The 21,410-nt window shown below is 71.1% G+C and carries 18 protein-coding genes; 11 read left to right on the top strand and 7 right to left on the bottom strand.

Features of this window, described 5'->3' with window-relative positions:
- Window positions 1-242: 242 nt before the first annotated feature.
- Complete coding sequence (locus ACWD38_RS09360; RefSeq protein ID WP_450123818.1) at window positions 243-1,256, bottom strand: glycosyltransferase family 9 protein; 1,014 nt, start codon at window positions 1,254-1,256, stop codon at window positions 243-245.
- Window positions 1,257-1,657: 401 nt separating this feature from the next.
- Here ACWD38_RS09360 and ACWD38_RS09355 point away from each other — a divergent pair, with 401 nt between their 5' ends.
- Both ACWD38_RS09355 and ACWD38_RS09350 read left to right on the top strand, forming a co-directional pair.
- Window positions 1,658-2,893 carry a hypothetical protein gene (locus ACWD38_RS09355; RefSeq protein WP_450123817.1) on the top strand — a complete coding sequence of 412 codons (1,236 nt, stop codon included), beginning with the start codon at window positions 1,658-1,660 and terminating at the stop codon, window positions 2,891-2,893.
- Window positions 2,890-3,741: a DUF1932 domain-containing protein gene (locus ACWD38_RS09350; protein WP_450123816.1), complete on the top strand. Its 852-nt coding sequence runs from the start codon at window positions 2,890-2,892 to the stop codon at window positions 3,739-3,741. The genes ACWD38_RS09355 and ACWD38_RS09350 overlap by 4 nt, the downstream gene beginning before the upstream one ends.
- A gap of 249 nt (window positions 3,742-3,990) precedes the next feature.
- Here the strand turns inward: ACWD38_RS09350 and ACWD38_RS09345 are convergent, their stop codons facing one another.
- Entirely contained in the window at window positions 3,991-4,515 is a 525-nt protein-coding gene (locus tag ACWD38_RS09345; protein ID WP_184479499.1) for a sensor histidine kinase, read from the bottom strand.
- 488 nt (window positions 4,516-5,003) lie between these two features.
- Between ACWD38_RS09345 and ACWD38_RS09340 the strand changes: the two genes are divergently transcribed.
- Window positions 5,004-5,651, top strand: coding sequence for a DUF6801 domain-containing protein (locus ACWD38_RS09340; RefSeq protein WP_450123815.1), 648 nt, complete (start codon window positions 5,004-5,006; stop codon window positions 5,649-5,651).
- A gap of 260 nt (window positions 5,652-5,911) precedes the next feature.
- Here the strand turns inward: ACWD38_RS09340 and ACWD38_RS09335 are convergent, their stop codons facing one another.
- Window positions 5,912-7,162, bottom strand: coding sequence for an SLC13 family permease (locus ACWD38_RS09335; protein WP_184479497.1), 1,251 nt, complete (start codon window positions 7,160-7,162; stop codon window positions 5,912-5,914).
- Between the two features lie 135 nt (window positions 7,163-7,297).
- Window positions 7,298-8,407, bottom strand: a complete 1,110-nt coding sequence (locus tag ACWD38_RS09330) for a PrpF domain-containing protein (RefSeq protein ID WP_450123814.1) — start codon at window positions 8,405-8,407, stop codon at window positions 7,298-7,300.
- Between the two features lie 145 nt (window positions 8,408-8,552).
- Between ACWD38_RS09330 and ACWD38_RS09325 the strand changes: the two genes are divergently transcribed.
- Window positions 8,553-9,518 carry a LysR family transcriptional regulator gene (locus ACWD38_RS09325; protein WP_184479495.1) on the top strand — a complete coding sequence of 322 codons (966 nt, stop codon included), beginning with the start codon at window positions 8,553-8,555 and terminating at the stop codon, window positions 9,516-9,518.
- A gap of 419 nt (window positions 9,519-9,937) precedes the next feature.
- Window positions 9,938-12,019: an NB-ARC domain-containing protein gene (locus tag ACWD38_RS09320; protein WP_450123813.1), complete on the top strand. Its 2,082-nt coding sequence runs from the start codon at window positions 9,938-9,940 to the stop codon at window positions 12,017-12,019.
- 7 nt (window positions 12,020-12,026) lie between these two features.
- Here the strand turns inward: ACWD38_RS09320 and ACWD38_RS09315 are convergent, their stop codons facing one another.
- Window positions 12,027-13,715 (bottom strand): hypothetical protein, encoded by a 1,689-nt coding sequence (locus ACWD38_RS09315; RefSeq protein WP_450123812.1) that lies wholly within the window; start codon window positions 13,713-13,715, stop codon window positions 12,027-12,029.
- A 317-nt stretch (window positions 13,716-14,032) separates the two neighbouring features.
- Between ACWD38_RS09315 and ACWD38_RS09310 the strand changes: the two genes are divergently transcribed.
- The 3 genes from ACWD38_RS09310 to ACWD38_RS09300 all read left to right on the top strand — a co-directional run bounded on the left by ACWD38_RS09310 (window position 14,033) and on the right by ACWD38_RS09300 (window position 16,336).
- Window positions 14,033-14,539, top strand: coding sequence for a winged helix-turn-helix transcriptional regulator (locus tag ACWD38_RS09310; protein ID WP_184479492.1), 507 nt, complete (start codon window positions 14,033-14,035; stop codon window positions 14,537-14,539).
- A gap of 178 nt (window positions 14,540-14,717) precedes the next feature.
- A complete protein-coding gene (locus ACWD38_RS09305) occupies window positions 14,718-15,230 on the top strand; it encodes an SRPBCC family protein (RefSeq protein WP_184479491.1) in 513 nt (170 codons plus the stop codon).
- Window positions 15,230-16,336: an LLM class flavin-dependent oxidoreductase gene (locus tag ACWD38_RS09300; protein ID WP_450123811.1), complete on the top strand. Its 1,107-nt coding sequence runs from the start codon at window positions 15,230-15,232 to the stop codon at window positions 16,334-16,336. Before ACWD38_RS09305 ends, ACWD38_RS09300 begins: the two co-directional genes overlap by 1 nt.
- Here ACWD38_RS09300 and ACWD38_RS09295 read toward each other — a convergent pair.
- Both ACWD38_RS09295 and ACWD38_RS09290 read right to left on the bottom strand, forming a co-directional pair.
- Window positions 16,315-17,145: a universal stress protein gene (locus tag ACWD38_RS09295; RefSeq protein ID WP_450123810.1), complete on the bottom strand. Its 831-nt coding sequence runs from the start codon at window positions 17,143-17,145 to the stop codon at window positions 16,315-16,317. The two genes, ACWD38_RS09300 and ACWD38_RS09295, sit on opposite strands and share 22 nt — an antisense overlap.
- A gap of 85 nt (window positions 17,146-17,230) precedes the next feature.
- Window positions 17,231-17,572: a hypothetical protein gene (locus tag ACWD38_RS09290; protein WP_184485306.1), complete on the bottom strand. Its 342-nt coding sequence runs from the start codon at window positions 17,570-17,572 to the stop codon at window positions 17,231-17,233.
- A gap of 203 nt (window positions 17,573-17,775) precedes the next feature.
- On the opposite strand from ACWD38_RS09290, the gene ACWD38_RS09285 reads away from it, so the two are divergent.
- From ACWD38_RS09285 to ACWD38_RS09275, 3 genes are all read left to right on the top strand, one after another.
- Window positions 17,776-18,594 (top strand): glycerophosphodiester phosphodiesterase family protein, encoded by an 819-nt coding sequence (locus ACWD38_RS09285; protein ID WP_450123809.1) that lies wholly within the window; start codon window positions 17,776-17,778, stop codon window positions 18,592-18,594.
- Between the two features lie 204 nt (window positions 18,595-18,798).
- Complete coding sequence (locus ACWD38_RS09280; RefSeq protein WP_184479488.1) at window positions 18,799-20,202, top strand: MFS transporter; 1,404 nt, start codon at window positions 18,799-18,801, stop codon at window positions 20,200-20,202.
- 440 nt (window positions 20,203-20,642) lie between these two features.
- Entirely contained in the window at window positions 20,643-20,987 is a 345-nt protein-coding gene (locus ACWD38_RS09275) for an RNA polymerase-binding protein RbpA (protein ID WP_184479487.1), read from the top strand.
- The last annotated feature ends 423 nt before the right edge of the window (window positions 20,988-21,410 follow it).

Below are 21,410 nucleotides of genomic sequence, written 5' to 3'. Positions count from 1 at the left end.
GCGTCGCTCCCGATCCGGCGTTGCGTTTCCCTTGTCTGGTAGGGGAAACCGCCGGAACTCGTTCAAGCGCGCTCGGTCGCGGGTGCGTGATAGGCATCGATCCCTTGGGAGGAACCATGTGCGAGTGCGGCACCGGTGGGTACGGCGAGAACGTGACCGCGCCTTCGCGATCTGGACGGAGCGCGAGCCCGAGCGCGGCGGGGAAGGCCCGTCGCCGAGCCGGGTTCGGGCCACCGGGTCGGTCAGCACCAACCGGCGCACCGGGCGGCGAAGTCGGCCACCAGTTCGGGCGGGACCGACCGCAGATCCGCTCCGGCACCCCAGGTGGCGTCGGTGAGTTCGGCGTGGTCGGCGCTGCGGTCGGCCAGCGCGAGCAGCTGGGCGAAGCGGGTCGCGATCGCGTGGTGATCCGGCAGCCCGGTGATCCACTTGATGTGCGCGTGCCTGGAGTACAGGCCGACGACCTGCGGGCCGCCGCCGTCCGCGCGTTCGGTCAGCGCCGCCAGCTGGGTGAGCCCGGAGTCGGTGCCGACGACCAGTTCGGCGGAGGCGAACAGATCCACGCAGTCCGCGGCGCCGGGCTCGCACAGCACGTCGGCGGGCAGTCCGTCGAACATGTCCGCCGTCGCGGTGTTGCGCGCGGTCACGACGGTGAACCGCCACGGGGCGTCGACCAGGCTGACCAGAGCTCGGGCCACCGCGGCGAAATCGGCGGGCCGGAACTCCAGGTTCCGCGGCCAGCCCGGCACGGCGACGAACACGACGTGCCACGGTTCGGGGTCTGTCGCGGAGGTGAACCTGGGAGCGGGGGCGCCGTCGGCGGACAGCCGCTCGCCGAGGCTCTGCTCCACCGCGAGGTAGTGCCGCATCGGCAACGCCGAGTGGACTTCGACCTCCCCGGGGCCGATCGAGTCCAGCCAGGTCGGCTGCTCGTCCGGGTCGATCCGGAAGCGGATCGGCGCGCGGGTGGCGGTCCGGACGACGTGCGGCCCCCAGGTGTGCTCGGTGGACTCGACGGGAACCGAACACCGCCGCATCAGCTCGGCGTCCGGCCCGCTGTAGTGCAATGGCACCTGCTTGGTGACTTCGCTCAACGCGGTCACGGCGGAGAGGCCCAGCAGCAGTTCGCCGAGGCTTCGCTGGCCGAGATCGGCGATCCACCCCCGGGACCGGACCAACTCGCCGCAACCCGGTTTCGGATGTTCGCCCGCGCGGCGGTGATAGGGCAGCACGCGGCCGAACGGAGACTGTTCCACCGGAACTCGAATCCTGCCCCCGCGATGGCAGCGAACGTCTTCCACATGCCACTGGACGAGGTCCTGCTGGATCGGCATGAGAGATCACCTCCCTGGATCTTGACACCACAGTGTGCGGCGAACGGGCGCGACACGGCGACGACAATTGCCCGCGCCTGTCCGGCATTTGCCTGACATAGGTGTGGAACACGCCGTTCACTTCCTCGGCTGTCGGCACGGCCGACGCGGCCGAACGGTTCTGGCGAAGGGCACTGGCGGAGATGAGGGAGCCTGCGGTGGTCGGAGTGCACGTGTCCGCGCGGACCAGGCTGGAGCAGGTTCTGCGGCAGAACCGCCGGACCGTTCAAGAGTTCTGCGGGGATTTCCACGCTTCTGCTCGTGAACGCGGTGAATCCGCCGTCGTGTCACAGCGGCAGGTCAGTCGGTGGCTGGGCGGTCAGCTGGGCGGGCTCCCGCATCCGGCCACCTGCCGGGTGCTGGAACGGATGTTCGGAGAATCGGCAGAGGAACTGTTCGGGCCACCCCTGCGGGGCGACGACGGTGGTGGTTCCGGCCCGGCCACGACGCAGGCCGGGACGCACGGCTCCCGCCACCTGGACAACGTGGACATGTCGATGGAAAGCGAGGTCGCCATGGCGGCCGTCGAATCCGCCCGGTTCGGGCAGTTCGCCGAACAGAGCAACGTCGGTCCCCACAGCCTGGAGCAGTTCCGCGCGGATGTGGGCCGGATCGTCACCAGCTACCCGAATCGTCCGGTGTACCCGCTGTTCGTGGAACTGCGCGAACTCCGGGACAGGATCTTCGACCTGCTGGAAGGAAGGCAGCGTCCAGCCCAGTCTCAAGAGCTGTACCTGGTCGGCGGCGTCGTCTGCGGCGTGTTGGCCAACGCCTCCTTCGACCTCGGTTGGCTCGCCGCGGCCGAGACGCAGGCGCGCACGGCCTTCCTGTGCGCCGAACTGGCGGGCAACAACTCGCTCCGCTCGTGGATCCGCGGCACCCAGAGCCTCGTCGCGTACTGGGACGAACGGCCCCGCGACGCGGTGGCGCTCGCGGCGCAGGGCTGGCGCTACGAGCCGGAGGCGGGCACGCCGCGGGTGCGGCTCGCGTCCATCGAGGCGCGCGCGCACGCGCGGCTCGGCGATCAGCGCGCCACCGAGGACTCGCTGCGCCGGGCCGACCGGGCCAGGACCGAGGTGGTCGGTGAGGACGAACCGGGCGGGCTGATGACCTTCCCGGTGGCCAAGCAGACGTTCTACAGCGCCACCACCTGGTTGTGGCTGGGCGACCGCGCCAACTTGGCGCAGGCCGAACGGGCGGCGGCCGAGGCGGTGGAGCTCTACCGGCGGGACCCGGCGGAACGGAGACGGATCGGAGAGATGAGCTTGGCCCGCCTTGACCTGGCGGTCGCCCGGCTCGGCCAGGACGACCTGGAAGGCGCGGCCGAACAGGTGCGTGCGGTGCTGGAGGTGACCGGGCGGCGCCGCACGGACAGCGTGGTTCGGCGATTGCGCCAAATCAGCCAGGTGCTGCAACGGCCGCACCTGCACGGCACGTCGTTGGCGTGGGAACTGCGGGAACAAGTGGTGTCGTGCTGCGAGTCCTCGCAGCAGGCCGAGTTGTTCGAGGGCGCGAGATGACGGGCGCGAAGCCGTCGACGGTGGGCGTGCTGCATCCGGGAGCCATGGGAGCGGCGGTCGCCGTGCAGCTGAGCAGCCGCGGCCACACCGTCCTGTGGTGCTCGCAGGGCCGCAGCGAGCAGAGCAGAGATCGCGCCGTGCGAGCCGGACTGCACGAGGTGGGCGCGCTGCCGGAGTTGCTGGCCCGCTGCGACGCGGTGCTCTCGGTGTGTCCACCGGCCACCGCGTTCGACGTGGCTCAATCGGTCGCGGAGATCGGCTACGACGGCGTGTACGTGGACGCCAACGCGATCGCGCCCGAGACGGTGGGGGGCCTTGCGGCGGTGCTGACGGGCGCAGGCATCACCGTCGTCGACGGGGCGATCATCGGCCCGCCGCCCGACGCCGCGCACACCGCGCGGTTGTACCTGGCGGGTGCGACCGAGCAGGTGGGGTTCCTCGCGGGCCTGTTCGCCGGTTCCCGTCTCGAACCGGTGGGGTTGGGCGAGGCGATCGGGCGGGCGAGCGCGCTGAAGATGGCGTTCGCGTCGTTCCAGAAGGCGAGCCGGGTGCTGGCGGCCGTCGCGCATTCCCTGGCTGACGAGCACGACGTCACCGATGCCCTGCTGGGCGAGGCGGAGCGAATGTCCGGTCGCATCCTGGCTGAACGCGACTACTTGCCGAGCGTGGCAGCACGCGCGTGGCGGTGGGAACCGGAAATGCGGGAGATCGCCCGCACGCTGGAGGCGGCGGGGCTGCCCGCGGAACTGGCGGAGGCGGCCTCCGCCGTGCTGGCGAGGTGGCGCGCCGATCGCGATCTCGCGGAACTGTCACCGGAGGCCGTCTTGGCGCGCCTGCGCATTCCCTGATCGCCGAGTATTCGATCCTCGGCGATGGCCCGCTCGACGATTCGCCACCGCCGACGTTCGATCCGAAAGGACGCGGGAAATCCGATGATCGGCCGAATGCGCGCCCCGCCCGCTCGCCATCGGCCGCGTGGAGCGGGCCGGTGGTCGTTGGCCCGCGCGACGCGCACCGGCATCCGGACAGGCCGAATCGCCTGGACGCCGAGGGGGTCCAGGCGTGGGCCTGTTCTAGGTTGGTCGCGGAAGCGGTGCTCAGTCAGGCTTGCGGTGGCCGCCGCCCGCGTTGTTCAAACCGGACAGCAGTCGCTGCATGACCTGCGGGTCCAGCTCGTCGGGCTCGTCGCCGAGAGCCTCGGCGGCGGGGGAGCGTCGCTTCTCGCGCCGCGGCAGCGGCACCGCGGAGGCGCTCATGCCCGGCGGCAGTGCCAGCTCGCACCAGCGGCGGTTGCCGCGGCCGCCGAGCGGTTCCACTCCGGTGCGCATTCCTTGTAATTCCTTCAACTGAGCGGGAGCCCCGCCCTTGGTCTCGTCCTCGACCTCGATGACCAGGCAATCGCCGCGCAATCGCAATCTGATCGTGAGGAACCCAGGCGAGTTCGGATCGGAGGCCTGCACCGCGGCGTCCACCATCAGACCGGTGGTGTGCGCGGCCTCGTCCGCGAGCGGCCGAAGCGACCACTCGCTGAGCGTGAAGCGCACGAAGATGTCAGTGCAGTTCAGCGCGGTGGGCAGGGCGATGAGTCGCAGGTCGTCGACCTGTGCGGTGTCGGCGTTCACCTGGTTCCTTCCTGTCGTGCTCCGGTGCGAGCCGCAGCCGTCACCCGGACTCCGTATCTTGCCAACCTGACTTTCTCCCGTGTTTGGCAGGGTTGCCGCTGAGGGTGTCATGCCAGGCCGCCGGTGCAACAGTCACGATCCGGTCCCCGATGAGCATCTGCGTCGTCGCCGGCGCCGCTCGCTTCGTCCGCCGGTGCGCGTCGCGGGGACGGTCGTTATGAGCGAGATGACAAGGATCGCCCGGTTTCGGCGGTTTCCTTCGGATTTTCATTACCGGATGTTGTGCGGGGAGTTTCCTCTCGGTAATCTCCGAAATCCGCGAGCAGAAGTCGAAATTGCTGCGGGTCTATTCGCTCTGATCGGTGCCGGATTCGTTGCGGCACCAGTACTTCCTTGTGCAGTGGTGCGTTTTCTCTACTGGTTCGGAATGAATTCAGGAGCAGCGGTTCCCGCATGTTCGGGACGGCTGTGCGCAGACTGGAGGAACTGTGAACAAGAATGTCGAATTCGCCTTGGCGGCACGCCGTGGTCTCGCTGTCGTGGCCGGGACGGTGCTGGCCGTCGGTGTCGCCGCAGCCGGTGCGGGCGTGGCGTCGGCCGCGCCGGTGACCAAGACGCTCAGCTACACCTGCGCCTTCCCGCTCATCGGCAACGGCCAGGTGAGCACGGACATCGCGGTGACGCTGCCGGACGCGGCGGTGTTGGGCCAGCCCATCGAGGCGACCGACTTCTCCGCGACGGTGAGCGTGCCGGAGGAGACCGTCAACGGTTTCGACCTGCTCGGCGCGGCCACGGTAGAAGGCTCCGCCACGGTGAACGCCGTGGTCACCGACGGGGCGGGTGCGGCGCAGGACGTGGTGATGCAGGACCTGCCGGTGCCCAGCACGCCGATCCCCGAGTCCGGCCCGCTGGTGGTGACCGCCGCCGGCCCGGTGCCCGCGGTGACGCCGGACGCCGCCGGGGACGCGACGGTGGCGGTCGCGGACACGTTCACCTCGAAACTCACCCCGAAGAAGGCCGACGGCTCGGACACCGCGCTGGGCACCTTCGACCTGACCTGCACCGTCGACGCCGGGCAGGACCTGGTGCTGGGGACCGTGCCGGTCGCCGACGCCGCCGTGGCGCACCGGAGCTGACCCGCCCGTTCCGCGACGCCGAGAGGTGACCGACGTGTGGACCGGATGTGATCGAGCTCCTGCGCGGTGCTGTTCACCCTGGTCCACACGTTCACCGCGGAAGCGGACCCCGTGCACCGGGAACCGGACGCCCGCTGCGGCGGACCGGACGATCGACGCGACCGTCTCGGCCGAATTCGACGAAGTCGGCTCCCCCGCATGGCCGCACCGGGCGAGCCGATCGACGTCGAGCACCCGGCGGTCGTCCTCACATCCGGTGCTCACATCGCGCCCGGCAGAACCAGCGCGCCCCAGGCGAACACGGGGCCGAGGGCGACCACTCCGGCGGAGTAGCCGATGACCTGCCGGTAGAAGGCGTCCTTGTCCACACCCCGCGCGTTGCTCAGCACCAGCGCGCCGTTGGTGGAGAACGGCGAGACGTCCACGATGGTCGTCGACACGGCCAGCGCCGCGACCAGGCCCGCCGCGCTCAGGTGGCTCGAGAGCAGCAGCGGCACGGCGACCGGGATGATCGCGGTGAGGATGGCGGTCGACGACGCGAACGCGGACGCCACCGCGACCACGATGCACAGCAGCAGCGCCACCAGCAGCGGCGCGCCGGAGGACGCCGCCTGGTGCGAGATCAGATCGATGGTGCCCGCCTTCTCCAGCACGCCGACATAGGTGACCATCCCCGCGACCAGCAGGATCGTCGACCAGCTGATGCCCTCCACCGCCTTCGCCTGGGCGCGCATGTCCACCAGGGTCAGCAGCGTGCCTGCGGCGAGCGCGAGAATCCCGATCTCCAGTTGGAACACCAGCGCGCCCACCGCTAAAGCCAGCAGCGAGGCCAGCGTCAGCCATTGCCTCCAGGTGATCCCGGCGCCCGCCTGCTCGACGGAGGGCGCTTCCTCGGGCTCTCCGGCCGGGACGGTCGCCGAGCGGCGCAGGAGCAGGAACGTGACCGCCGACAGCGCGAAGTTGAATCCCAGGCTGGCGAGGAACAGCACGTGCGGCGCGACCGCGAGCGAGGTCTCCGCCAGCATCCCCGACACCAGCACCCCGGACACGGCGATCGGCGAGAACGCTCCCGCGTGCGCGCCGCAGATGATCATCATGCCGATCATGAGCGGGCTCATCCGGTGCCGGTGGGCGAAGTTCATGCCGACCGGGACCAGCAACGCCACGGCAGCCGGGGTGAACGTGCCGAACGCGGTGAGCACGCAGGCCACGGCGAACAGCACCCACGGGATGAGCGCCACCTCGCCCCGCACCAGCCGCACCCCCGCTGAGACCAGCAGGTCCACCGTGCCGTTGCGCCGTGCCACCGCGAACAGGTAGGTCACCCCGACGATCGTCACGAACAGGGAGGCGGGGAATCCGGCGAAGATCTCGTCCTCGGACAAGCCGAGCGAGGCGGTGCCGACGGCGAACGCGCCTAGGAACGCCAGGATGCCGATGTTGATCGGCAGCACGGTGGCGACCACGAACATCACGGCGAGTGCGCCGATGGAGATCAGTTCAGCAGACATCGTTGTCCTCAGTGCTGGGTCGGGGCGCGACGCGGTGGAGGCGGGCGTGCGACGCGGCGGTCGGTCATCGGAGCCGTTGGAGTCCCGCAGCGGAAGATCCGCTCCACCACCGCACCGATCATCTGGGAGGAATTCCTATGCGGGCTGCGGCAGCGCCGAGTCCGGGATGTGGATGCGCGCCTCGCACAGCACCCGGGCGGCGCGTCGGATGGTCACCCGTCGCGGGCCGGAGTCGGTGAGGTCGTCGCAGGCCACGGTCACCACCCCGGCCGCGGTCCCGATCCGCGTGGCGGTCGAGCTCGGCGACCCGGCCGCGTCGTGCACGGTGCTGCCCCGGAAGGAAGCGGCCACGGCCACGGCCACGGCCGAGGTGAGCCCGATCGCCGGGTGCGGGCTGTTCATGGACAACATCCGCACCGACACGTCGTGCGATCGCGCGTCGATGCGCTCGCCGGTGGTGCTGATGTAGTCGGCCGGTGGTCCCACGATGCCGACCTTCGGCACCGCGTCGCCGGTGTCGTGGCCGGGCAGGATCAGGTGGGCCGCGGCTCGCCGGACCTGGCGCAGCGGAGCCACCAGGTCACGCATTCGTTCCAAGGATTCCGTTCCGCTGGCGCCGAGCGCGCCCGCCCGGACCAGCACCGCCGGTGCGCCGGCGTCGACCAGCGTCGCCGGGAAGTCGTCGTCGCCCGCACGCAGCACGTCGAGCGCCCGCCCGGTGGGCAGGGTCGCACCCGTCGTGCGGCCGCCCGGATCGAGGAATGTCAGACCCACCGCGACGCCCCCGGCTCTGGTGCCGGGCACCGTATGGTCGCCGAACTCGTGCACCACGCCGCCAGTGGTGTCCACATCGGACTCCAGGACGGCTCCGGTGTTGGTGTTGCGCATGACCACACGAGTGCGGTCCCCGTCGGGCGGGACGAGCCCGCGCGCCACCGCCCACAGCGCGATGGCGGTGGCGCAGTTGCCGCAGTTGCTTCCCCATTCGACGCGCGGCACCCCGATGCCGACCTGGCCGAACAGGTAGTCGACGTGCACGCCGGGTGCCTGCGAGGCCGAGACCACGGCGGCCTTCGAGGTCGTCGGGGTGGCGCCGCCGACGCCGTCGAGCTGCACCGGGTCCGCGGAACCGTAGGCGTCGACCAGCAGCCGTTCCAGTTCCGCGATGTCGTCCGGCACGTTCTCCTGGGCGAACAACCAGCACTTGCTGGTCCCGCCCCGCACCAAGGTCGCCGGTATGTGCACTGGGCTTCTCCGTTGTTCCGAACCATTCGGGCGAGGTCCACAGTGGCGAGAGGTAGGCTTGAGGACAATGTTCGTTTTCTAAGATGCCGTTAAGCACAGCTCAAGGCTCGCTCTGGACCGGCTCCGTTTCGGCAGGAGGAAGCGCATGCTCGACGTCCGGCGGATGCTGCTGCTGGTGGAGGTCGCGGAACGCGGATCGCTCACCGCGGCCGCCGACGCGGCCGGGGTCACGCCGTCCGCCGCCTCGCAGCAGATGTCCAGGCTCGAAGCCGACCTCGGTCAGCCCCTGCTGCACCGGTTGCCGCGCGGAGTCCGGCTAACCGATGCGGGCGAAGCCCTCGTCGCCAGGGGCCGGGCGATCCGCCGCGAGCTGCGCGGCGCGGACGCGGATCTGGAAGCGCTCGCCCGGCTGGACCGCGGGACGCTGCGGCTGGGTTCGTTCCCCACGGTGAGCGCGTCGCTGCTGCCCCCGGCGCTGACCCGCTTCGCCCGCAAGCACCCGAGCCTGCACGTCAAGGTGCACTCCGGACTGCTGGCGCACCTGCTCGACCGGCTCGACACCGGCGAGATCGAACTCGCGATGCTGTGGGACTACGAGTGGAACCGCGTCGACGACCCCTCGCTGATCGTGCGCCACCTGCTCGACGATCCGACCGTGCTGGTGGTGCCCGCGAACTCGGAGCTGCTCGAAGCCGGCGAGATCGGCCTCACCGATCTCGCCGAACAGCAGTGGATCATCCGCGCGGACAACCATCCCGTTGCGGAAGTGCTGCGCCGCAGCTGTCGGCGCGCCGGTTTCGAACCGCGCATCGGGTACGAGTCGCACGATTACCAGGAGGCGCAGGCGATGGTGGCCGCCGGGCTCGGCATCGCCATCGCGCCCAGGCTTGCGATGACGAACCGCCGCAGCGACGTCCGGCTGGTGCGCTTCGCCACCGGAGTGCCCGCGCCGATCCGGCGAATCCTGCTGGCCCGCCCCGCGAATCGCAATCCCACTCCCGCCGCCGCGGCGATGGCCGAGATCCTGGGCGCCGTGGCGGTGAAGTTCGCCGATCAGAACCTCAACAGCACCCAGTTCGGCACCGTGCGCACCCCGCACCAGGGGCGGTGAGGCGGGCTCCGCGGGGGTGGGCGGCGGACTTCGTTCGGGAACCGGCCCTGAGCGGGGCGCGGACCTGCTCGGCGACGCCGTCGCGTCGTTGCCGGAGGCGGTCGCGATTCCGGTGGTGACCACTTCTACGAAGTGCGGGCGCGGCTGGAACTCGCCGTCGTGGCCGAGCGTGCGGGGCGTGCTGATCTGCGCGAGGACAACGAGCTCGGCATCGCGAGCGCGCGTGCGGAACCGGGCGGCGAGGTGGTCCTTCCGCTGCCGGGGACATCGCGGAGCCGAAGCGATCACCTGGAGCACCGCTTCGGAGCGCGTCGACGCCCCGGTTGCGCACTTCGTCGTGAGCTGCGATCCGGCTGATCTGCGCGGGCTGCTCGCGTACCGTGGGGAGCCGACTACCGCCGGGTGATGAGGATGGGCGCATGGACGATCGGCCGCAGCAGGCGAACTCCGTGTCCGGCGCGGCCGGTGGTCCGGTCGTGCAGACCGGCGCGCACTACGGGGACACCTACATCGGTACGACACCGGTGCGCGTGCCGCGTGAGATCCATCCGCTGACGGGGGAGTTCGTCAATCGCGACCGGGAGCGCACCCGTGCCCGCGCACTGCTCGCGCACAGCGACGGGAAGCCCGGCTCGAAGATCGTGATGTTCACCGGGCTGCCCGGTGTGGGGAAGTCCGCTACGGCTCGGCACGTGGCGGGTGAGGTCGACGCCTATCCCGGTGGCGAGCTCTTCGTGGACCTCGGGAAGCTGCGCGGACCCGACGGTGTCGCCGTCAGCGATGCGCTCGCGGACTGCCTGCGTTCGCTGGGCGTGCAGGAGAAGGTGCTGCCGTCCACGTTCGCCGGGCGCGCCGGTCTCTACCAGACGTGGACCAGCGGATCGCCGGTCCTGGTGCTGCTCGACGACGTGGCCGAACCCGCCGAGGTGGAGCCGTTCGTGCCGAAGGCGCCGGGCAGTTCGGTGCTGGTGACCAGCAACCGGCGGCTCAGCGACCTGCTGCTCGACGAAGCCTCGGTGGTCGAGATCGACCCGCTCGGCGACGAGGCAGGCAGCGAACTCATGCAGGCGATGTGCGGTGCCCGCCGGGCCGAGCAGGAACCGGCGGCGATGCGCGAGCTCGCCGGGCTCTGCGGCGGCTTCCCCGAGATGCTGCGGATCATGGCCGCCGCGCTGCGCGCACATCCGAGCCTGCCGGTGGCGGAGCTCGTCGCGGAGAACCGGGCGGACGGGTCGCAGCTGACCTCGCCGTTCACCGTCGCCTACAAGATGCTGCCGCCGGAGGCCGCGGAACTGTACCGGCGGCTCGGCCTGGTGCCGGTCGGCGACTTCGACCTGGACCTGGTGCGCGCCGCGGCCGAGGTACCGGCTCGGGCGCGCCGGGCGCTGGTCGCCTTGCTGGACGCGCACTTCGTGGTCGACGACGGCAGCGGCCGCTATCGGATGCACGACCTGGTGCGGGCGCACGCGCGGGCCTGCGCCGAGCAGCACGACTCCGCGGAGTCCCGGGCCGCGACGTTGCGGCGAATCGTGCGGCATTGCCTGCACCGGGCCGCGTTCGCCGACCTGGCGATCCTCGGACCGGGCAGGCTGCGGATCACCGACCACGCAGAACTGCTCGCGGGACAGGAGCAGCCGTTCACCGGTGAGCGCGCGAAGCAGGACGCGATGAGCTGGATGGACGCCGAACGCGCGACGCTGGCCGCGGTGCTGCGGTCCGCTGTGGACGGTGGGCTGCACCGCGCGGCGTGGCAGCTGGCCGAGGCGATGACCGCGCTCTACGTCAACCGCCGCTACCTGCTGGAATGGGTCGCGACCACCGAACTCGGGGTGCGGGCCGCGGAACTCGACGAGCGGCCTGACGCGGTCGCCCGGTTGCGCAGCTTCGTGTCCCGCGCCCTGACCGACCTCGGTGAGCTCGCACGCGCCGAAGCGGAGCTCGACGCCGCGTTGCCGCGGGCGGAGGGACTCGGGCAGCCGCGCTTGCTGGCCTCCGTGTGGGAACTCGTGGGCCGGTACCGCGACGCGACCGGGCGGAGCGCGACGGCGGTCGAGGCGTACGGCCAGGCGCTGGAGCTGTTCGTCGCTGCCGGGGACCTGCGAGGCCGGGCGTTCGTGACGTACTTCCTCGGGTGCAGCCTGGACGCGTCCGGTGAGCACCGGCGAGCCCTGGAGACGCTGCACGAGGCGCTGCGGCTGATCAGGGACGTGCCGGACGAGCGGATGGCGGGGCGCGCCCTCACCGGTATCGGCGTCGCCCACGCGGGGCTCGGCGAACTCGACGCCGCGAACGATGTGCTGCACGAGGCGATCTCGGTGCTCATCGCGGGCGAGGACCACTACTACGCCGCGCAGGCCAGGGAACGGCTCGCCGAGGTCGCCGCCGCTCGTGGAGACGTGGCGCTGCAACGGGACAACCTGCGCGCCGCGCTCGCCGTGCACGAGAGCTTCGGCGGGCCCCGCGCGGCGGACCTGCGGGCGGAGCTGGAACGGCTCGGCTGAGCGCCCGTCAGCGCTCGGACACGGTCATCCGGAACTCCTGCGCACCGGACACCACGGTGACCTGCTGAGCGCGCCGCCCTGCGACGACGAGTGCGTACAGCGCCGACGCGGCGAGCATGGCCACGGCGGGGCGATCCGTCGCGATCCGCACCGCCGGTCCATTGCGGACGGTCGCGAGGCAGCCGTCCGCGGTCGCGGCGGCACGGATCCGGGCGCCGGGGAAGTCGATGCCGGACCGGGACAGCCATGCGAGCGCGTCCGCCTCGTCCGTCACCGCGCCGCGCGCCAGCACCGCGGCGGACTGGTGCCGTGCCAGCCGAGGTTCGTCCTCGTCCACGGCGAGGTGCCGCTGCGCACCTCCGTCGAGATCGGCCGGGTCGTCCGCACGCCGAACGGCCGCCGGGTAGCGGCGCAGCACGACCGCGTCCGGCGCGGTGAACTCGGTGAACACCTCGAACGAGGCCGGTTCGAGCCGGTGCGGCGCGGGGTCCGCCGGGCGCAGCAGCGGCGCTTCCCGGTCGGGAGTGGGCAGGCCGAGGCGGTCGTAGAGCACGTCGCGCAGGACGCGGGAGGCGTCGCCGAGGTGCGCGAACACCTGCTCGGACAGCGCGGCGAACCGCTCGGGGTCGTGTTCGCGGGAGGAACGCTCCAGCTGTTCCAGCACGTCGCCCCGCACGTCGAGGTGGTCCGCGCCGCGCTGGAGCACTTCGATGGGAGTTCCGGGCACGCTCTCCGCTCCGAACGCGGCCAGCAGCAACGGTTTTCCGAGGCATGCGGCGTAGAGGCTCACCGAACCGTGATCACCCACGACCTGGTGCGCGGCGACCAGCGCTGCCTGCCAGCCGCCGTCGGGCGGCAGCAACAGCAGGCCAGCGTCGACGGCGTCGGCGAACCAGGTCCGCACCCGCAGCTCGCCGTACCAGGACCAGATGTTCGGGTGCATCGCCAACGCCACGGCGTACTCGTCGGCGGGCAGCTGCGCGAGCAACCGCTCCGCGAGCCCGCGATGCGTGCCCAGGAGTCCCTCCTCGCGCCACGTTGAGCTCAGCAGCACCAGCTTCCGGCCGCGCAGGCCCAGCGCCCGCCGGTAGCGGTCGCGCAGCGGGAGGCTCGCCCGCAGCTGGTCGAAGGTGGGGTCGCCGACGACGGCGGTGCTGCCCGCGACCTCGGGCCGGACCGCCCGCAGCTGCCGGTCCTGCGCTTCGTTCGCCAACGTCACCAGCACGTTGCCGGTGCGCAGCGCGTACTCCGAGGGCAGGCCCGCGAGGCGGGTGCCGCCCGTCTTCGGGTCGGGCACGTACTTGTTGAACCCGATGCCGTGCGGCAGCACCACGACCGGCCGGGAGAGGTCGAGCTCGTCGAAGTCGATGTTCTCGCTCGCCGAGATCGCCAGCGCGTACGGGACCTTCCGCACCTGGTCCCACGGGACGATCCGGTCGGCTCGCGCATCGCGCAGCAGCTCGTGCACTCCGGTGCTGTGCCGCGAGGTGTCGTTGACGGTGAAGACCAGGTCCACCCGGAAGTCGTCCCGGAAGAACCGGAGTGCGTCGAGCAGCCGAGCGGTCGAAGTGATGGTGCGTGCGATGACCAGGACCGTGCGCTCGCAGCCGAACGTGCCGTGCACCGGCTCGTCCTCGGTGACCAGCGGCTGCGGCGGCTCACCGGTCATGGTGACTTCCGGTGATCGAGCGTGCACCGGACCATGCTGCCCCGAGCGGTACCGCCCCGGCTAGGCCCGTTCGCGGTTCGCGGTTCGCGGTTCGCGGTTCGCGGTTCGCGGTTCGCGGTTCGCGGTTCGCGGTTCGCGGTTCGCGGTTCGCGGTTGATCATACCGGACCAGGCGACCGCACGGATCGGCGGGTGGCCCGCTGACCGGCCTGTTCGCGCCGATCGGTGCCGTGGTGCGCATGACGTCCCCGCTTCCTGGTACCCGTCCATGGTACGTACCCGCGCCCCCACGGCCGGGGTGCAGCGCCGGGGCTCCGCGGGGTGGGCGTGCGTATGTTGACGGGCATGCGGCGGACTTCGTTCGGGAACTGGCCCTGCTCGATCGCGCGGGTCGCGGACCTGCTCGGCGACGCCTGGACGACGCTGCTGCTGCGGGAGGCGTTCTACGGGTTCCGGCGCTTCGACGAGTTCCGGCAGGAACTGGGCATCGCGCGCAACACCCTCACCGACCGGCTGCGCCTGCTGGTGGACGAAGGGCTGCTGGCCAAGCAGCGCTACCAGGCTGAGCCGGAGCGGTACGAGTACGTGCTCACCGACAAGGGCCGCGACTTCTTCCCCGTGCTGGCTGCGATGGCGACCTGGGGAGACCGCTGGCTCGCCGACGCGGACGGGCCGCCGATCACGTTCCACCACCACCCTTGCGGGCACGACAGCCACGCCGAGGTCGTGTGCGCGGAGTGCGCCCGGCCGATGCGCGCGCAAGACAGCGAGATGCGGATGGGGCCCGGGTTCCCGCCCAAGCTGGCCCGGCGTCCCGACGTCGTGCGTCGGTTCGGTGCCGAACCGGAGTGACGGCTCCGGTGCCGTTCGCCGGAATCCCCCGGCGATCACCGAGGTCCGCCTCCGTCTCGCGATGCCTCCTGGCACGTGTTCGCCGGGTGGGCAGCCTGGTTGACTTTGTCGGTCTCATGTTGAAACTCTGGTGTTCAACAACGATCTACTGGGAGCAACAGCGGAGGCCTGGTCGACGATGGAGTGGACTGGAGCACGGCTCGCGGACCGGCCGGGTACCGAAGTGCGGACCTGGGTCGCCGCCACTCCGGAACAGGTGTGGCCGGTCGTGTCCGACATCGAACTGCTGCCCGGCGGCAGCCGCGAACTGCGCTCCGTGCAGTGGCTCGACGGGGCGACCGGCCCCGCGCTGGGCGCGCGCTTCCGCGGGCACAACGGCAACGACGTGCTGGGGGAGTGGACCACGACCTCGCACGTCGTCGAGTGCGAGCCCGGCCGCGCCTTCGCCTGGGCCGTGCAGGACCCCGCCGAGCCCCTCGCGACCTGGCGGTTCGCCCTGCGACCGCAGGACGGCGGGACCGAACTGAGCTACCGGGTGCGGATCGGGCCGGGGCGCTCCGGGCTCACGATGGCCGTCGAGCGGATGCCGGAGAAGGAGCAGAAGATCGTGTTCCGGCGGCTGTCCGACCTGGCGGAGAACATGGGCGCCACCCTCGAACTCCTCAAGCGCACCGCGGAACGGGCGGCCTGATGCGCACGGCGACCACGGTCGAGGCATCCGGGGGCGGCGGGGACCACGTGGCGTTCGTGGTGGAGGCCGAGAAGCTGGGGCTCGACGTGTGCTGGGTCGCCGAGGCCTGGGGTTCCGACGCGCCCTCCGTGCTGGGCCACTACGCGGCGAAGACGGACCGGATGCTGCTCGGCTCCGGGATCATGCAGGTCGGCACGCGCACTCCCGTCGCGGTGGCGCAGACCGCCATCACCTTGGCGAACCTGTCCGGTGGCCGTTTCCTGCTCGGGCTGGGAGCCTCCGGGCCGCAGGTGATCGAGGGGCTGCACGGCGTCCCCTTCGCGCGGCCGCGCAGCCGGACCAGGGAGACCGTGCAGATCGTCCGAGCCGCCCTCGGGGGCGAGAAGATCGCCCACTCCGGCCGCGAGTTCACCATCCCGCTGCCGGGAGAGGCGGTGCCGATGCGGCTCTCCGCCCGGCCCGAACATCCGATCCCGATCTACCTGGCGACGATGTCGCCCGCGATGCTGCGGTTGACCGGCGAGATCGCCGACGGGTGGCTCGGGACCAGCTTCGTGCCGGAAGGCGCCGTGGAGGCCTACTTCGCGCACCTCGACGAGGGACTGCGCGACGCCGGGCGCAGCCGAGCGGACCTGGATGTGTGCCAAGGCGCGGAGGTGGCGTTCGCGCGCGACGAGGACGCGCTGCGCCCGATGGTGGCGGCGCGCAAGGAAGCGCTCGCGTTCAGCCTGGGCGGGATGGGCTCGGCATCGACCAACTTCTACAACCGGGCCTACGGCCGCCAAGGCTGGGCGGAGGTCGCGGCGGAGGTCCGCGACCGCTGGCAGGCGGGCGACCGCGCGGGCGCGGCGGCGCTCGTCACCGATGACATGGTGCTCGCCACCACCCTGATCGGCACCGGGCCGATGGTGCGGGAACGGCTGCGGGTATGGCGCGACGCCGGGGTCGACCTGGTGCGGCTCTACCCGGCGGGCGACGACCTCGACGAACGGCTGAGCACGCTGGCCAGGGCGATCGAGCTGGTGCGCGAGGTGGACGGCCGACCACCGGAGCACCGCGGTCCGCGCAGGAGTGATCGGCCGGGCTACCAGTCCAACCCGACCTGATCGCCCACCACCGCCACCGGGCACGGCGAGTGGTGCAGCACGCCGAGCGCGACCGAGCCCGGCCGCGCCGGGGTGCTCCGCGACCGGTGGCCCACGACCAGCAGCCGCGCGCCGCGTGCCTGCTCGCACAGCGACTCCACCGGATGCTGGTCCGTCGCGATCCGGCGGACCACGACATCGGGATAGTGCTCCCGCCACACCGCCAGCTGGCCGCTCACCTGTTCCTCCGCGTCCTCCTGGTGCCTGCGGCGCTCGGCGTCGTCGAGGATGGCCGGCAGGAAGTAGGCGTCGGGCAGCGCCTGCACGGCCACCAGCTCGCGCCCGCGCCGGTCCGCGCAGTCGAACGCGAAGTGCAGCGCGGGCCTGCTCGCGGGCGACAGGTCGAGGCCGACGACGACCGGGCCGGGACCCGGCTCGCCCGCCCCGCGCACCACGACCGCCGGGCAACCGGCGCTCGTGGCGACGGCGGTGCTCACCGAACCCAGCAACGCGTCCCGGATCGCTCCGCGACCGCGGGACCCGACGACGACCAGCGCCGTTTCCGCGGACCGCGCCACCAAGTCCTCGGCGGGATTCCCGGGCACCGCTTGCGCGCGGACGTGCAGTTCGGGTTCGGCGGCGCGGCACCGCGCGGCGACGCCGCGTACCAGCTCGTCCGCCCATTCCCGGCGGTGCGCGGTGTCGTAGGCGAGCACCAGGTGCAGCGAGGCCCCGAGCAGCGCCGCCTCCGCGGTCGCCCACTCGGCGCAGCGCTCCGACTGCTCGGAACCGTCGACACCGGCGAGCACGGTTCTGGCGGGAAGGAACACCCTGACCCCCTTCGCGCGCACGGCCTTCGAGCCTGACCCGCCGGGACGGCGCGGAACCAGGGTCCAAAGGCACGGGAGCGGGTGCTCAGCGCAGGCGTTCGAGCTCCGCGGCCACCGAGACCACTTCGGCGGCCATCTTGCGCAGTTCCTCGGTGCTCGCGCCGTCCTCGGCCGCGGTGCCCACGTCCTCGGCCGCGCAGCGCAGCTGGAACAGCCGGTCCTGCAGGTCCGCGATCTCCGCCGCCGAGAGCACCACCGCGTCCTCCGGCAGTCCCGAGCGCTGCACCGCTCCCCGGCGCTCGTAGGCGCGCTGCCTGCACGACTGCGTGCAGTACAGGCGCGGCCGCCCTTGCCGCCCGGAGGCGGCCAGTCGACGCCCGCACCAGGCGCAATGCCGGTCCGCACGACGGCGCCCCGACTCCGCCACCGGTGGTGCGGCACCACTGGAGGCGGTCTCGGTGGTGGGCGAATTGATCTCGGGCAGGCTGTCCACGGTGCGCAACCGTAATGCGACCTCTCGGCGAACATCGCATTGCCACGCCGGTGCGGGTGCCGCCGCGCGCGCCGCGTCGGGCAGAGTGGAGCGGCGATCCCGCCCGCATCCCCGGTCGTGAAAGGACCCGAGCCCCCGTGACCCACCCGTTCCTGCAGGGACCCTGGCCACGCGCATTCGCCCACCGAGGTTGGCACCTCGGCGACCTGCACGACATGGAGAACTCGATGAGCGCCCTGCGGCGCGCCGTCGACGAGGGCTACCGCTACCTCGAGACCGACGTGCACGCCACGGCCGACGAGGTGGTCGTCCTGAACCATGATCCGAACCTGGACCGCACGACGGACGGGCGCGGTACGATCCGTCGGCTGCCGTGGTCGGCGGTCGGGTCCGCCCGCGTCGGCGGGCGGGAACCGGTCGCCCGCCTCGACGACGTGCTGGAGGAACTCCCGCAGGCGCTGCTGAACATCGACGTCAAGGAGGACGCCGCGGTTCGGCCGGTGCTGGAGACCTTGCGCAGGCACGACGCGTGGCATCGGGTCTGCCTCGCGTCGTTCGACGAGCGCCGGCTGCGCGAACTGCGCAAGGGCGGGAGCTCGGAACTGCTGACGTCGATGGGGAAGCGGAGCGCGGCGACGCTGTGGGGAGCGTCGCGCTACGGCGGCCGGGGCCTGCGGTCGCGGATCGACGGGTGGGCCGCGCAGGTGCCGCGGTGGCACGGCAGGATCCGCGTCGTCGATCAGCGGTTCGTCCGGATGGCGCACCACTGGGGACTGGAAGTGCACACGTGGACGGTGAACGAGGCGTCGGAGATGCGGGACCTGCTCGACCTGGGGGTCGACGGAGTGGTCACCGATCGTCCCGACGTGCTGCGCGACGTGCTGGGCGACCGGTTCGCGGGCGGCACCGGACCGGGCGGCCTCCGGGAAGCGGAGCGGGGAGACGACCTGTCCTGAACCGCCCGCGGCGCGCTGGGGCGGGAGCGCCGCACGAACGGCCGGACCGGCTGCGATCGCATCACCGGCCAACGCGATGAACTGGGGAGATAGGGGTATCAGGAGCCGTCGGAAGCATGATCATCGCACCGCGACCGCGCGTTGATCTGGAGCCGATACAGTCCCCGTTACCCCTATCGAGTGAACACTTGAGGACGGAGAGGTATGAGCGTGCAGGGCGGTCTCGCGCCGGACACCGCGAGACGACGCCGCGAGCAGCGAGGTTGGTGCTGGTACGACTGGGCCAACTCGGTGTTCCCGACGTCGGTGACGACGGTGTTCCTCTCGCTGTACCTGACGAGCGTGGCCACCGAAGCCGCCACCGCGGACGTCGCGCGCAACGGGATCGGAGCCTGCCCCGGCGGCAATTCGCTGGTGCGCTGCGACATCTCCGTGCTGGGCCTGGCGTTCCCGGCCGGTTCGCTGTGGGGCTACCTGCTCTCGGTCGCCACCGTGGTGCAGGTGCTGGTGCTGCCCATCACCGGCGCGATCGCCGACCGCACCCAGAACAAGCGGAGCATGCTCGCCGGTTTCGCCTTCGGCGGCGCGCTGGCCACCTCGCTGCTGGGGCTGGTGGGCGTGTCGAACTGGCAGTGGGGGCTGGTCTTCTTCATCGCCGCCAACATCTGCTTCGGCGCGTCGGTGGTCGTGTACTACTCGTTCCTGCCCGAGATCGCCGACGCCGATGAGCGCGACCGGTTGTCCTCCCGCGGGTGGGCCTTCGGCTACCTCGGCGGCGGCTGCGCGCTGGCGTTGCAGCTGGCGCTCTACCTCGGTCACGACGCGCTCGGGCTCAGCGAGGACACCGCGGTCCGCGTCGTGTTCGTGACCTCCGGTATCTGGTGGGCCGCGTTCACCCTGCTGCCGCTGGCGGCGCTGCGCGGCCACCACGCGCCCGAAGGGACCGAGCGGGGCGCCTCGGTGATCACGGCCGGGTTCAAGCAGCTGAGCTCCACGATCAGGCAGGCGCGGAGCTTCCCGCTGACGCTGGCGTTCCTCGGCGCGTACATGATCTACACCGACGGGATCGCGACGGTCACCCAGGTTTCCGCTCAGTACGGTGACATGGAGTTGCGGCTGCCCCAGGAGTCACTGATCATCACGTTGCTGATCGTGCAGTTCATCGCTTTCGTCGGCGGTGTGTTGCACGGCTTGCTCGCAAGCCGGATCGGCGCGAAGAAGACGATCATGATCAGCTTGGTGGTCTGGGTCGGCGTGCTGGCCGCGGCCTACTTCGTCCAGTCCGGCCAGCAGTTCCAGTTCTACGGGCTGGCCGTCGGGATCGGCCTGGTGCTCGGCGGTACCAATGCGCTGTCGCGTTCGCTGTTCAGCCAGATGGTGCCGGAAGGCAAGGAGGCCGAGTATTTCTCGCTCTACGAGGTCGGGGAGCGCTCCACGTCCTGGCTCGGGCCGTTGGTCTTCGCCGGAGTCGGCCAGGCCACCGGTTCGTTCCGGCTGGCGATCGTCTCGCTGGTCTTCTTCTTCGTCGTCGGCCTGGTGCTGGTGTCGATGGTGCCGGTCCGCCGGGCCATCGAAGCGGTCGGCAACCGTCCTCCGGAGCGGGTGTGAACGATGTCGGCGCTCGGCCGTGCCGGTGATGCGTTTCAGTGAGGACACCGGCATGATTGGCATATGCCGGTACGCAGCGTCGCGCAGTCGAGGGCGGGTGGTCGGCACGCAACGTGATCGAGCCCCGGGCGACCGCCGCCGGTCCACGGGTGATCTCGCTTTCAATTTCAGCAAGAGAGTGAAGGTTAACTTGCCCTTAGTTACAACTTGTCTGGCACTATCACCCGTTCGGTGCAACCTCTAGGTTGCGAGAAGGAGAACGCGTCACGAACGCGACCTCCTTGCATCTCTAGAGGGGACAACGTCGTTGACGAGTGAAGAACGTCACCGACGGCAACTGAAAGCCTCGTGCCGGGAACATGCGACGGTCCGTCCGTCGTTGCACTCGGTGAGCACAACCCGTCCGGACACTGCTCCGGGCCGAAGTGAAAGGAACCGTCATGGCCGATCGCGTTCTGCGTGGCAGCCGGCTCGGAGCGGTCAGCTACGAGACCGACCGCAACCACGACCTCGCACCGCGCCGGACGGTGCGCTACGCCTGCCCCAAGGATCACGAGTTCGAGGTGCCGTTCTCCGACGACGCCGAGATCCCGCCGACCTGGGAGTGCCGCCTGCACGGCTCCGAATCCAAGATCATCGACGGATCGGAGCCCGAGCAGAAGAAGGCCAAACCGCCGCGCACCCACTGGGACATGCTGCTCGAACGCCGCAGCATCCCCGAACTGGAGGAACTGCTCAACGAGCGGCTCGAAGTGCTGCGCGGCCGGCGCAGCCACTCCGCCTGAGCGACAACAGCACCCCCGCGACCAGCGGGTGAGCACACCGAACGCCTGGGCCCCGTGCGGGGGAGCCCAGGCGTCTTTGTGTGTTGGGGGGTGACGGCTCGTTCTGCTTTGGTGGTCGGGTGGCGGAACCTCAGCTTCCTTCTCGCTGCGGGATCTTTTTCCCAAGTGGCTCCGCCACGAGGGAAAAAGCTGTCCTCGCGAGAAGGAAGCTGAGAACCCGCGGGTGAGGGCTTTTTGACGTGGGCTATGTGCTTCGCACATACAGGCACGGCCTCCGGCCGCAAGGCAGGCGTGGCTTCGCCGCCCACTGCACGGCTTCGCCGCTAGGCACGGCCTTCGGCCGCCGAGCAGGCGTGGCTTCGCCCGCCCCTGATGCACGGCTTCGTCGTGAGGTATGGCCTTCGGCTGTGGGGTGGGATTGGC

The sequence above is a fragment of the Saccharopolyspora sp. NPDC002578 genome (genome assembly GCF_053592695.1).
Note: the sequence above shows the minus strand (reverse complement) of the source record. Positions and strands in the feature narration are given on the sequence as shown.

Excerpts from the sequence above, each read along its gene's own strand:
- ACWD38_RS09350 (WP_450123816.1), top strand. The coding sequence starts at position 2,890 with ATGACGGGCGCGAAGCCGTCGACGGTGGGCGTGCTGCATCCGGGAGCC.
- ACWD38_RS09335 (WP_184479497.1), bottom strand. The coding sequence starts at position 7,162 with ATGTCTGCTGAACTGATCTCCATCGGCGCACTCGCCGTGATGTTCGTG.
- ACWD38_RS09325 (WP_184479495.1), top strand. The coding sequence starts at position 8,553 with ATGCTCGACGTCCGGCGGATGCTGCTGCTGGTGGAGGTCGCGGAACGC.
- ACWD38_RS09320 (WP_450123813.1), top strand. The coding sequence starts at position 9,938 with ATGGACGATCGGCCGCAGCAGGCGAACTCCGTGTCCGGCGCGGCCGGT.
- ACWD38_RS09310 (WP_184479492.1), top strand. The coding sequence starts at position 14,033 with ATGCGGCGGACTTCGTTCGGGAACTGGCCCTGCTCGATCGCGCGGGTC.
- ACWD38_RS09305 (WP_184479491.1), top strand. The coding sequence starts at position 14,718 with ATGGAGTGGACTGGAGCACGGCTCGCGGACCGGCCGGGTACCGAAGTG.
- ACWD38_RS09300 (WP_450123811.1), top strand. The coding sequence starts at position 15,230 with ATGCGCACGGCGACCACGGTCGAGGCATCCGGGGGCGGCGGGGACCAC.
- ACWD38_RS09280 (WP_184479488.1), top strand. The coding sequence starts at position 18,799 with ATGAGCGTGCAGGGCGGTCTCGCGCCGGACACCGCGAGACGACGCCGC.
- ACWD38_RS09275 (WP_184479487.1), top strand. The coding sequence starts at position 20,643 with ATGGCCGATCGCGTTCTGCGTGGCAGCCGGCTCGGAGCGGTCAGCTAC.